The following is a 10,785-nucleotide window of genomic DNA, read 5'->3' on the forward strand; positions in this document are numbered from 1 at the left end:
GCGAGTGCTCTGACCGGGAAGGTTGGCCGGGTCGCGGACCCGGGCCCTGCACGCCTACCTGCGCTGGCGCAACGCGAACGCCCGCCACTCCCACGTACTTGCCCGAGTGCCGGAGGGGACAGAAGGACGACTCAGGAGGCGGACGGCTCGATCTCCCCCGCAAAGACGATGACCTGGTCGATGAGGCTTCGCCGCAGATGGACGACGTCCGTTCCCGCCAGGCGGGGGCCTCCATCCGGAGTGGTGAAGACCCACTGGTACCGGGCCCACTCGTCAGGCATGTCCACCGCTGAGCAGCGCACCATCGTGCCGGTCCCCGCCGGGTGGCTCCGGATGTCCAGCACGAACCGCTCGACCGCCGCGATTCCTTCGCTGCGACCCAACGGCCCCCAAAGGACCACGTCTGAGGTCAGGGCCTGGGAGAGCAGGGCAGTCACATAGCTGTCGTCCGAGGCGTTAAACGCGGAGATGAACGTATCGATCGCGGAGCGTGCCGTCTCTTCCTGCATGCCCCAGTAATACCAGCCGTTGCGGGTGCGCTCGTCGCGCGAGCCGCCTTCCGATCACGGTGGACCATCCCGGCCACAGCACTAGCCGACCGTGAGGTTCGTGAACCGGATCGTGACGCTCTGGGCGTTGCCGGTCTGAGGGTCGTCGACCTTGATGGCCCTGGGCTCTTGCAGGGTGTACTGCTTCGTCGCATTGCCCGTGGTGTCCAACATGCTGAGGGATGCCGTCCCGGGCTGGATGTTGCCGTTGATCAGGTCGGTGAGCTGCTGGGACTGTTCGGCGCCGCGGACCACGGTCACCGTGCCCGTCTGCTGCTGGCCGGGGATGAGCTTGTTGGAGGGCGACTGCTCCGTGGGCTGGTCCACCTTCAGTTCGGTGACTCCGCCGAGGGTCTCGGTGCCGCCGTCGACGCTCAACTGGAAGGTGTGGTTGGCGGTGGTGTCGCCCTGCAGGAAGTTCGACTCCCCGCCTTCGGCCCGGGAGGACAGATCCGAGTTGCCCTTCGCGCCGTTGTCGGACGACTTGGCGTGCGACTCGGCCTTCTGGGACGAGCTGGCGCTCGACGCGTCGGTGTCCGAGGACTCGGAGCCGCACGCGGTCAGCAGCCCCAGGGACAGCAGGGCGGCGGTGGCTACCCCGGCCATGCGGCGGCGCGAGCTGATGGTGGAACGGGTCATGGCGAGACTCCCTGAGCTGTCGAGGCTTGAGCCGTCGACGGCGCGCCGGGACCATTTCCCTGACGCTCACCGGTCAACGACCGCTTGTGCTGGACGACTTGAGTCTGTGAGTCGACCGGTCCCAGCCACCACAAGTAGCGGCCAGAACGGGAAGCTGGAACGCACGGCCCCCGCTGACCAGGCGAAACAAACCACGGATGGAACGCTGGAACGGGACGCCCACGGTGGGAGTGCGGGAGACCCTGGTAGCTCCTGGGCTCCGTTCCTGTGCTTGTGTCTCAGGTTCGATCGGCGCTGAACGGTACGGCGCTTGCCAGGGCTAGATCCCGCCAGGCGAGGTACTTGCCCATATCGGGGTGCTGAATCAGCTCGCGGTCGATCTGCGTACCGTCGGGCCGGTAGTTGAGGTGCCCGACCGTCGTCTCGTCGAACAGCCAGAAGTCCTGCTCAGGAAGCCCCGGGTTCGGCCGGTCCGTCACATCAACGATCTGGTAGTCCTCCCCGGCCGCGACATTTCCGGGAACGCACCACTCGAACAGGTACCGGCTGTACGGCGTGAGCGGTCGGCGTACGACCTTGGCGCGTGTCATCGTCCGCCCGGCCGCCGCATGGTCTCTGATCACCCGATGCCATGAGGCGTTGAAGTCGCCGGGCTTCTCGGCCCCGGCAAGGAAGTCGCGTACCGTCTCGGCCTCGGCGGGCATGGTGTACGTCTGGTGCACTTCGAGCCGGAAGGCGGAACGCTCGAAGTCGCGGAAGTACGCCTGCCAGGTGTCGCCATCCAGCAGGACGGGGCCAGAGCCATCCATGGGCACGGGTTCTCTCCTCATGGTTCGTCCAGAGTCCCGAGCTCGCAGCGCGGGCGGCGACGACGAGACGGGACGCGGGCTCGCCCTGCTCGACGCGGTCTCACTGCGGTGGGGCGTCGAGCAGGTACCCAACAGCAAGACCGTCTGGTGCGAACTGGGGGAGGGGTAGATGCTGCGCCGGATTCTCGCCCGGCTGCTGCCGGGGACCGGCGCGCGACGGGCGGTCGCTAGCGGTCGCGCCGTCGAGGCGCCGGACCAGGTCACTCGCCCGCGCCCCGAGAGCGGCGGCCCCGCCTCCCGCGCAGCCCTTACGCACGTGAGGCCGCCGAGGGCCGCACCATCGACGTCAGCGAAGTCCCCCTCGCCCGCCCCTGCTACCGCGCCGCCGAGCTCCGCCTCCTCCAGGCCGAACGGCGACTCGCGCTCGCCCGCGCGCTGGAGGGCGTGGACTACGGGCCCGCGGTCATCCACGGGCTGCCCGTGCCCGCCTGAAGGCGCCCCGCCAGGTACGGCATCCTGGCCCCATGAAGACCATCGGCCTCATCGGCGGCATGAGCTGGGAGTCCAGCGCCGAGTACTACCGGCTGCTCAACGAGGGCGTGCGGGAGCGGCTCGGGGGGCTGCATTCCGCCCGCTGCGTGCTGTACTCCGTCGACTTCGCGGAGATCGAGCAGTTGCAGGTGAACGGGGAGTGGGAGCGGGCCGGGGACGTACTCGCCGCTGCCGCCGAGGGAGTTGAGGCCGCCGGCGCCGATCTCGTCCTCATCTGCACCAACACCATGCACAAGGTCGCCGATCAGGTGGCGGCCGCCCTCTCCGTGCCGCTGCTGCACCTCGCGGACGCCACCGCCGAGGCCGTGCGCGCGGCGGGCGTCACGCGCGTGGGGCTGCTCGGCACCGCGTTCACCATGGAGCAGGACTTCTACCGGGAGCGGCTCACGGGGCATGGGCTGGACGTGCTCGTGCCGGACGACGGCGGACGGGACGTCGTCCATCGCGTGATCTACGAGGAGTTGTGCCTCGGTGTGGTGCGGGAGGAGTCGCGTGCCGCGTATCAGGAGGTCATCCGAGGCCTTGTGCGCCGCGGCGCCGAGGGCGTGATCCTCGGGTGCACGGAGATCGAGCTGCTCATCGGGCAGGCGCACAGCCCGGTGCCGGTGTTTCCCACGACCCGGCTGCACGCGGAGGCAGCCGTTGACGCGGCGCTGGCCGCCCCGGCCGATCGCGGGTGAGGAAACAGCCGTGGGGCCCGCCCGTCGAAGTTCAAGGGGCGGGCCCCACAGGGCCGTTCATGCGCTCAGCGGAGTCGTGCATGCGCCGAAGTGCAGCGCGGCGACACCTCATTCCTCGACCGTCAGTCCCTTGCGGAGCTTGACGAGAGTGCGCGACAACAGGCGCGAGACGTGCATCTGCGAGATGCCCAGCTCTTCGCCGATCTCCGACTGCGTCATGTTGGCGACGAAGCGGAGGGAGAGGATCTTGCGGTCACGCGGCGGCAGTTCGGCGATCAGCGGCTTCAGCGACTCGACGTACTCGATGCCTTCGAGGCCGTGGTCCTCGTAGCCGATCCGGTCCGCGAGGGCGCCTTCGGAGTCGTCCTCCTCGGGCTGCGCGTCCAGGGAGCTCGCCGTGTAGGCGTTGGAGGCGGCCATGCCCTCGACGACCTCGTCGTTGGAGATGCCCAGGCGCTCGGCGAGCTCGCCCACCGTGGGGGCGCGATCGAACTGCTGGGCGAGTTCGTCGCCCGCCTTGGCGAGGTCCAGTCGGAGCTCCTGCAGGCGGCGCGGGACCCGCACCGACCAGCTGGTGTCGCGGAAGAAGCGCTTGATCTCGCCGACGATCGTCGGCATCGCGAAGGTGGGGAACTCGACGCCGCGGCTGAGTTCGAAGCGGTCGATCGCCTTGATGAGGCCGATCGTGCCGACCTGGATGATGTCCTCCATGGGCTCGCTGCGGGAGCGGAACCGGGAGGCCGCGAACTTCACCAGGGCGAGGTTCAGTTCGACCAGGGTGTTGCGGACGTACGCGTATTCGTGCGTGCCTTCTTCGAGGGATTCGAGGCGCTCGAAGAGGGTCTTGGACAGGGCCCTCGCGTCCAGCGGCGCCACCTCGTCGTACGGCGGGATCTCGGGAAGGCCCTCGAGGACTTCGTGGGTGTCCTGAGCGACTTCCTGGGCATGCTGAGCCGGGACGGGCTCGTGGGCAGGACCCGGGATCTCGGTGGCGGAGCGGTGCGGCGGGAGTGTCGACGTCGCCTGGTCAGTATGCGATTCGTCGAGCCGGGGTGACATGGTGTCCTCCATCGTTCTCGGCATATGGCTGCCGATGCCAATACGTGCACTGCGGTGTGCGGCGCCTCCAAAGCCGTCCGTGTCGATTGCTGTCTCTTCTACCCCTACCCGCTTCCGCGCTCCGGTCGCAAGTGCGTTCTGAGGGTAAATGTCCGAATTCGGGGGGATGTTCGGGTACCCCGGAGCGCCAGGAGGGCGTAATGTTCAGGGGCGTCATCAACAGCCACGACGGTCGGAAGAGAGAGACGGCATGGACCGCGGGACGGTCGGCAGCGCACACAGGGGCCGGCTTCTGGTCGAAGTCCGGAAGGTGGGGACGAGTGCCGTCGTGACCCCGGCGGGTGAGTTGGATCACCACACCGCCGACGTGTTGCGTGAGCCACTCGAAAATTGCCTGGCGGACGGCTATGCACGCCTTGTCGTCGACTGCTCACGCCTTGAATTCTGTGATTCCACGGGGCTCAACGTGCTGCTCGGCGCCCGGCTCAAGGCCGAGGCCGCCGGCGGCGGCGTCCATCTGGCCGGGATGCTTCCGGTGGTCGCCAGGGTCTTCGAGATCACCGGGGCGGAGGCCGTCTTCACCGTCCACGAATCCCTTGCCGCGGCCCTGGGTGAGTGAGCAAGGCATGAGCCCGTCATGGTCACACGCGAAAGTTATGCGTCAGTTGTCGCTGTGTGATCATGGCGTTACCAGCGTCACACGGGCCGTGCCGAACTAGTGGGTGTTCTCACGGTTCGTCCGGGCAGGAGAGACCTGGATCCGCTGACAGCGGTCCGCAAAGTCAACAGTCAGAACGGCAAGCAGCCGATGTCCCCTACTCGCCCCGAGCTCTCTACTTGTCCAGAGTTCAGAGTCCTCAGTCCTCTTGTCGGTGAGGTGAAGCGCTGATGAGCACCACCCGGCCTTACTCGCCGGGCGACCGTGGCCCGGAGTCCGAGGCCGCAGTCGCGGACGCTCCCGTGGGCGGGGTCTCCGGGACGCCCGCCGCCCGGCAGGTCCGCAGGCTGAGTCTGAACGGCGCGAGCGGCATCGTCCCGCTCGCCCGCGACTACACGCGCCAGGCGCTCCACGCATGGGGCTGGCTGCCCGCGGAGAGCGCGGACCGGCGGGCGGCCGCCGAGGACGTGCTCCTCGTCGTCTCCGAGCTGGTCACCAACGCCTGCCTGCACGCCGAGGGTCCCGACGAGCTCTGGCTGTCCACCGACGGCAAGGTGCTGCGCATCGAGGTCTCCGACCGTGGCACGGGGCAGCCCGCACCGCGCACGCCGCACCGCGCGGGGCGGCCCGGCGGGCACGGAATGTTCATCGTGCAGCGGCTCTGCCTGGACTGGGGCGTCGTCCGCAGTCCCGGGGTCGCGGGCAAGACGGTCTGGGCGGAGCTGGGCGCGCCCGCTTAGTGCGCCCCCCCTGGCGTGCCTGCCGGGCGCGCCCTCTGCGGCAGGGGCCGCATCAGGGCCTGCGGCAGGGCCTGAGGCCCAGCCCTGGCCACAGCTGTTACCCACGGTTCGCACACGCGCCGGATCACTACGGATCCGGCGCGTCTTTTGTCTTCCCTCGTCAAGGTCCCGGGCGTACCTTGAGCGCCCAATCTGATGTGCCGTCAGTAACACCAGTAACTCCGCACCGCGGCACGCCACGACCGGCATGAGGGGACAAACGAGGTGTCGCACACGAAAAAATCGGCCGCGCTCGCGCTCGCCACCGTCCTGGCCGGCGGCTCAGCGGTGCTGATGGCCGCCCCCGCCGCGCAGGCCACCGTCCAGGACGTCAACTACCAGTGCAAGACGCCGATCGGCGACAAGGGGGCCGTCTCGCCGATCGACATCAAGAGCGTCAAGAGCGGCAGCGGCTACAAGCTCACCATGTCCTTCCAGAAGGGCGTTTCCTCCAGCCCCGTGGAGCTCGGCAAGGGCGCGATGAAGCCAAGCGCGGTGATCAAGCTGGGCGGCGCGGAGAGCGGCACGGTGCCGGTATCCGGTGCGACGAACGCCGAGGCCATCCCCGCCAACACCCCCATCAAGATCAGCGACCTGTCGGGGACGTACACGCCCAAGAAGAGCGGCAAGGTCACCTTCACCGCCGGGGTCCTCACGATCAAGGCGCTCGGTACGACGACCACGTGCACCCCGTCCAACAACCCCAAGCCGTCCCTCGAACTGGACGTCAAGGGATCCGGCGGCGGCACCGGCGGCTCCGGCTCGGGCGACACGTCGGGCGGCTCCGACGCGACCGGCGGCTCCGGCACCACGGGCGGCTCCGACAGTGCGCCCTCCGGCGGTGAGCTCCCGCAGACCGGCCCCGCGGACTCCGCCGTCGCGCTCGGCACCCTCGGCGGCACCGTGCTGCTCGCGGGGGCGGCCGGGGCGCTCTGGCTGACCCGGAGGAACCAGGCGGCTCGCTCGCGGTAGCCCGGCAGGACCCGCAGGAAGATCAGGAGCCGCCGATGCCGCCCGAGTCGTCCGAGCCATCCGAGTCGTCGAAGCCGCCGAAGCTGCTGAGGTCACGCGGGCCTCTGAGGTCACGTGGGCCGCTGAGGTCACTGAGGTCGCTCAGGCCCCACAGGCCTCCGAAGCCGTGGACGAGGTCCGCCGCGCGGGGCGCACTGTGCGCGGCCGCCCTGGTGGTGGCGGCCGCGGTGCCCGCGCACGCGGACGGCGGCGGCTCGGCGGAGTGGTCCGTCACGCCCTCCGCGGGCGGCGGCACACGGCCCGCGAAGGACGGGCGGCCCTCCTTCTACGCGGAGGGCACCCCGGGCGCCGTGCTCCAGGACACCCTGTCCGTCACCAACCCGGGACCGAAGCCCCGCACGATCTCCCTGCGGGGCGCGGACGCCGCGAACACCGGCTCCGGGGCGTTCTCCGTCACCCCCGCCAAGGGCAGGCCGAAGGACACCGGGGCGTGGCTCACCTTCGCGAGACGCCAGGTGAAGGTGGAGCCGCGGACCCGCGCCGAGGTGCCCTTCACCCTGACCGTTCCCACGGGCGCGCTGCCCGGCGACCACCCGGGGGCCATCGTCGCGAGCGGCGGCGGCCGCACGGTGGGGGTGCGCGTGGACCTGCGGGTCGGCGGGCCGTCGCTCTCGGCGCTCACCGTCGAACGCGTCGAGGTCGACACCGACGCCGGGAGCATCTCGTACGACCTGGTCAACCGCGGCAACACCGTGCTGACCCCGAAGCTCGCGGTGCACGCGGACGGTGTCTTCGGCACCCTCCTCGACCGCCCCGCGCGCACGCTGCCGGTCGAGCTCCTGCCCGGCCGCCGGGTCTCCCTGACCGAGCCGTGGCCGGACGCCCCGGCGCTCGACGCGGTCGACGTCGAGCTCACGGCCACGGCGTCGGGCGGCGCCCGCGGCACCGCCACCGCCTCGGCCCGCTTCGTGCCGTGGGGCGCGGTGGCGGGCGGGGGAGCGCTGCTGCTCGCCGCGGCGGGCGGGGCGCTGCATCTCGTACGCAGACGGAGGCGACGTACGGCGGAGGGCCGGGAGCAGGAGCCCAGCCCCGGAACCGGACCCGGGCCGGTGTCCGAACAGAAGTGTGGAGCAACGGAGTTGGCGCCAGCGGGGACGGGAGACGAACGGTGAACGGGAAGAACAGGCCCGGCGCGGGGGCGGCAGCCGTACTGGCCGTGCTGGCGCTCCTCGGCTGCACGCTGCTGCCGCAGGCCTCGGCGGCCGCCGCCGAGGACGAGCCCTCCGTGCGGCTCTCCGCCTCCCAGGCGGGCAAGGGCGGCTCCGTCACCGTCAAGGGCGCGGGGTGGCGGCCCGACGCCCTGCTGATGATGCTCGTCTGCGGCCAGTCGGCGCCCGGCAAGGGCGTCGTCGGCGGCACCAACTCCTGCGCCAATTCGGACGGCCGGGCCGTCACCACGGACGACGACGGCGCCTTCAGCAAGAAGCTCCCCGTGGCCGAGCCGCCGGAGCCCTGCCCCTGCGTCGTCCACGTCGCCGCGGTGACCGGCGAGAAGCAGCAGGTCGATGCGGTACTGAAGGTCGCGGGACACCCCGTGAAGGCGCTGCCCGCGCAGGCCGGGGGCGGCAAGCTCTCCGTCCTGACGGACACCGGTCTCGAAGGCTCCGGCGGAGTGCTCACCTGGTTCGGCGCCCCGCCGCAGCGCAAGCTCGAGTTCACCGTCGGCAACGTCGGCTCGGCGCCGGTGAAGAACCCGGTCTTCCAGGTCGGCACCTCCCACGGGGTGTTCGCGCCGCAGTGGGAGGAGCAGCAGTGGCGCGGCACGATCGCGCCCGGCAAGAAGGCGCAGATCAAGCTGCCGGTGGAGCTCTCGGCGGGCGCGCACGGCGACTACCTGGTCTCACTGAAGTTCGGCGGGAAGGTCCTCGCCGAGCAGCCGTGGGGCGTGGGGCGCCCGTGGGGCGTGACGGTCTTCTGGATCCTCCTCTGCGTCGTCGTGCCCGCGGCCGTCTTCCGCATCGGCATGGCCGTCGTCGACCGGCTCCGGCCGAACCGGCGCCGCGCGTCCCGCTCCGGCCGCCACCGCACCGGCGGCCTGTCCGAACTCGCCCGCCGGGTACCGCGGTTGAGGCTCCCGCAAGGGGCGGTCGACGCGGACCGGAGGGCCGGGAGCGCCCGGGCGGCGGGCGGCTCGCGCACGTCGTCGCACGCGGCGTCCCCGCCTCGTACGAACCCCACGGGGGCACCGGGCGCGAGCGGCTCCGGCGGTACGGAGTCCACGACGGCCCTGCCCTGGTTCACCCCCGACACAGACCCCGGCGCACCCGCAGGCCGGCTCTCCGCACCGTCCGACGACAGTCCGACGAAGGGAACCACGTGATCACGCAACGACGGAGAGCGGGCGCGGCTTCGGTCGCACTCCTGCTGGGCGGAGCGGGCATTCTGCTGACCGCGGGCCCCGCACAGGCCGCCGAGGTCGCCTACAAGACGGAGTGCATCCCCCCGCCGATCTCCAACCTGCCGCCCGTGCAGGGCACGACCCAGGTGGAGATCACCGCGCCCGCCACGGCGAAGGTCGGCGACGAGGTCGAGGTCGTGTGGAAGACGACGCAGGCCGCGTCCAAGAACCCGGACGTCCTCGACCTGGCCGAGAACACGGTGCTGCCGACCGGCACGATCAAGCTGGGCGGCGGCCAGAGCGGTGACCTGAAGATGGCGGGGGAGCGCAAGAACCCGCCCATCAAGAAGAACAGCCCCATGATCCTCTCCGACATGAAGGGCAAGCTGAAGCTGACGGCGGCGGGCGAGGTGACGCTGACCCCGGACGCGTACAACATCAACGTCAACAAGCCGATCTCGACCGACACCAAGTGCACGCCGAAGGAGCAGGTGAAGGCGGGCGCGACGATCAAGGTGACGGAGGGCGGGGGCAGTTCGGGCGGCACGGGCGGGACCGGTGGAACCGGTGGCACGGGCGGTACCGGCGGTACTGGCGGTACGTCGGGTGGGTCCACCGGCGGGAACGCGGGCGGCTCCACCGGCGGGGGCGACGGGAAGACCGACTTCCCCGGCAAGGAGGTCCAGACCCCGTACAAGTGCAAGACGCCCATCGGCGACAAGGAAGCCACCTCGCCGGTCCAGATCAACGCCAAGAAGGACGGCGCGAGTTACGGCCTGACCGTGCAGTTCAAGAAGGCCGTGATGGACAGCCCGGCCGACATCCCCGCGGACTCCGTGAAGCCGTCGATGGAGGTCGAGCTGGGCGGCGCGGACAAGGGCACGGTGCACGTCGAGGGCCCGACCAACAAGGAGCCCATCAAGTCCGGCGACCCGATGACGATTCCCGACCTGACGGGGACGTACAAGCCGGGCGCCGACGGCAAGTCGACGCTGTCACCGGGTGTCCTGACCGTGAAGGCGCTGGGCACGACCACGACGTGCACGCCGGCCAAGAGCGAGGTCTCCCTCGAACTCGACACGTCCGCGCAGCCGGGCGGAGCGGCGGGCGGCTCCGGTTCGGCGGGCGGCTCCGACGCGGGTGGCGGTACGGCGACGGGGGGCGGCGGCTCGTCCTCGGGCGGCGGTCTCGCGGACACGGGCGCCGACGACAACGGGGCGCTGCGGGCGCTCGGCCTGGTCGCCGGCACGGTGATCCTCCTGGGCGGAGCGGTCTTCACCTTCCTCCCCAGGAGGCGCGGCGGCCTGCGCTGACCCGCACCCCGGTTCACGCCGGATGCCCGCCGCGGGTTGTTCGTGGCTGAGCGCGCAGTTCCCCGGGCCCCTGTGTGGGCGCCGGAGGCGCCCTTCAAGGGGCCCGGGGAACTGCGCGAGCAACCGGGAACAGACCCGCACCCGCCGTCGAACCGCCGGAGGCAGACGCGTCNNGCAGTTCCCCGCGCCCCTTGACCGCACCTCCGCGCGGGAGGCGTTGCGTGGAGGGCGACCTGCAACCCGCTACGGCCCGCAGTCGCCCACGGACCGGCGTGGGCAGACGCTACGCATGGGCCCGCAGCCAGCGCAGGATGGACTGGGCCATGCCCGGGGTCCGGAGGAGCGGGCCCCCGTGTGCGGGGCCTGACACCGTGCGGA

At 70.9% G+C, this 10,785-nt stretch carries 13 protein-coding genes and 1 pseudogene; 9 read left to right on the top strand and 5 right to left on the bottom strand.

Features of this window, described 5'->3' with window-relative positions; translation table 11 throughout:
- Positions 1–34: 34 nt before the first annotated feature.
- Positions 35–103 (top strand): annotated as a pseudogene (locus AOK03_RS44265) (integrase); the annotation flags it as partial.
- 28 nt (positions 104–131) lie between these two features.
- Here the strand turns inward: AOK03_RS44265 and AOK03_RS25640 are convergent.
- From AOK03_RS25640 to AOK03_RS25650, 3 genes are all read right to left on the bottom strand, one after another.
- Complete coding sequence (locus tag AOK03_RS25640) at positions 132–509, bottom strand: hypothetical protein (protein ID WP_055567701.1); 378 nt, start codon at positions 507–509, stop codon at positions 132–134.
- A gap of 81 nt (positions 510–590) precedes the next feature.
- On the bottom strand, positions 591–1,187 hold the full coding sequence (locus AOK03_RS25645; protein ID WP_055567702.1) for a hypothetical protein: 597 nt from the start codon (positions 1,185–1,187) through the stop codon (positions 591–593).
- A 278-nt stretch (positions 1,188–1,465) separates the two neighbouring features.
- Positions 1,466–1,996: a DUF6879 family protein gene (locus tag AOK03_RS25650; protein ID WP_055567716.1), complete on the bottom strand. Its 531-nt coding sequence runs from the start codon at positions 1,994–1,996 to the stop codon at positions 1,466–1,468.
- 19 nt (positions 1,997–2,015) lie between these two features.
- On the opposite strand from AOK03_RS25650, the gene AOK03_RS41260 reads away from it, so the two are divergent.
- Both AOK03_RS41260 and AOK03_RS25655 read left to right on the top strand, forming a co-directional pair.
- The gene (locus tag AOK03_RS41260) at positions 2,016–2,165 is read left to right on the top strand and encodes an ATP-binding protein (RefSeq protein WP_425264409.1); all 150 of its coding nucleotides are present in this window, start codon (positions 2,016–2,018) and stop codon (positions 2,163–2,165) included.
- Between the two features lie 355 nt (positions 2,166–2,520).
- Entirely contained in the window at positions 2,521–3,228 is a 708-nt protein-coding gene (locus AOK03_RS25655) for an aspartate/glutamate racemase family protein (RefSeq protein WP_055567703.1), read from the top strand.
- Between the two features lie 108 nt (positions 3,229–3,336).
- Here AOK03_RS25655 and AOK03_RS25660 read toward each other — a convergent pair whose 3' ends face one another.
- Positions 3,337–4,287 (bottom strand): RNA polymerase sigma factor SigF, encoded by a 951-nt coding sequence (locus AOK03_RS25660; protein WP_055567704.1) that lies wholly within the window; start codon positions 4,285–4,287, stop codon positions 3,337–3,339.
- A gap of 250 nt (positions 4,288–4,537) precedes the next feature.
- On the opposite strand from AOK03_RS25660, the gene AOK03_RS25665 reads away from it, so the two are divergent.
- The 3 genes from AOK03_RS25665 (at position 4,538) to AOK03_RS25675 (ending at position 6,696) form a co-directional block, all read left to right on the top strand.
- Positions 4,538–4,906: an STAS domain-containing protein gene (locus AOK03_RS25665; protein WP_055567705.1), complete on the top strand. Its 369-nt coding sequence runs from the start codon at positions 4,538–4,540 to the stop codon at positions 4,904–4,906.
- 269 nt (positions 4,907–5,175) lie between these two features.
- Entirely contained in the window at positions 5,176–5,685 is a 510-nt protein-coding gene (locus AOK03_RS25670) for an ATP-binding protein (protein WP_055567706.1), read from the top strand.
- A gap of 264 nt (positions 5,686–5,949) precedes the next feature.
- Entirely contained in the window at positions 5,950–6,696 is a 747-nt protein-coding gene (locus tag AOK03_RS25675) for an LPXTG cell wall anchor domain-containing protein (RefSeq protein ID WP_055567707.1), read from the top strand.
- 22 nt (positions 6,697–6,718) lie between these two features.
- Here AOK03_RS25675 and AOK03_RS43215 read toward each other — a convergent pair whose 3' ends face one another.
- A complete protein-coding gene (locus tag AOK03_RS43215; protein ID WP_167355643.1) occupies positions 6,719–6,970 on the bottom strand; it encodes a hypothetical protein in 252 nt (83 codons plus the stop codon).
- Here AOK03_RS43215 and AOK03_RS25680 point away from each other — a divergent pair.
- The 3 genes from AOK03_RS25680 to AOK03_RS42775 are packed head-to-tail and all read left to right on the top strand — an operon-like array spanning position 6,924 to position 10,407.
- Positions 6,924–7,868 carry a COG1470 family protein gene (locus AOK03_RS25680; RefSeq protein WP_208609593.1) on the top strand — a complete coding sequence of 315 codons (945 nt, stop codon included), beginning with the start codon at positions 6,924–6,926 and terminating at the stop codon, positions 7,866–7,868. The two genes, AOK03_RS43215 and AOK03_RS25680, sit on opposite strands and share 47 nt — an antisense overlap.
- Complete coding sequence (locus AOK03_RS25685; RefSeq protein WP_055567708.1) at positions 7,865–9,076, top strand: hypothetical protein; 1,212 nt, start codon at positions 7,865–7,867, stop codon at positions 9,074–9,076. Before AOK03_RS25680 ends, AOK03_RS25685 begins: the two co-directional genes overlap by 4 nt.
- Positions 9,076–10,407, top strand: coding sequence for a hypothetical protein (locus AOK03_RS42775; protein ID WP_244177746.1), 1,332 nt, complete (start codon positions 9,076–9,078; stop codon positions 10,405–10,407). Before AOK03_RS25685 ends, AOK03_RS42775 begins: the two co-directional genes overlap by 1 nt.
- The last annotated feature ends 378 nt before the right edge of the window (positions 10,408–10,785 follow it).

Origin of the sequence: Streptomyces atriruber, from assembly GCF_001418325.1 — a bacterium.
Classification (GTDB): domain Bacteria; phylum Actinomycetota; class Actinomycetes; order Streptomycetales; family Streptomycetaceae; genus Streptomyces; species Streptomyces atriruber.

Coding starts and splice junctions, on each gene's coding strand:
- AOK03_RS25650 (WP_055567716.1), bottom strand. CDS start 1,996: ATGGATGGCTCTGGCCCCGTCCTGCTGGATGGCGACACCTGGCAGGCG.
- AOK03_RS25670 (WP_055567706.1), top strand. CDS start 5,176: ATGAGCACCACCCGGCCTTACTCGCCGGGCGACCGTGGCCCGGAGTCC.
- AOK03_RS25655 (WP_055567703.1), top strand. CDS start 2,521: ATGAAGACCATCGGCCTCATCGGCGGCATGAGCTGGGAGTCCAGCGCC.
- AOK03_RS41260 (WP_425264409.1), top strand. CDS start 2,016: ATGGTTCGTCCAGAGTCCCGAGCTCGCAGCGCGGGCGGCGACGACGAG.
- AOK03_RS25645 (WP_055567702.1), bottom strand. CDS start 1,187: ATGACCCGTTCCACCATCAGCTCGCGCCGCCGCATGGCCGGGGTAGCC.
- AOK03_RS25640 (WP_055567701.1), bottom strand. CDS start 509: ATGCAGGAAGAGACGGCACGCTCCGCGATCGATACGTTCATCTCCGCG.
- AOK03_RS25665 (WP_055567705.1), top strand. CDS start 4,538: ATGGACCGCGGGACGGTCGGCAGCGCACACAGGGGCCGGCTTCTGGTC.
- AOK03_RS25660 (WP_055567704.1), bottom strand. CDS start 4,287: ATGTCACCCCGGCTCGACGAATCGCATACTGACCAGGCGACGTCGACA.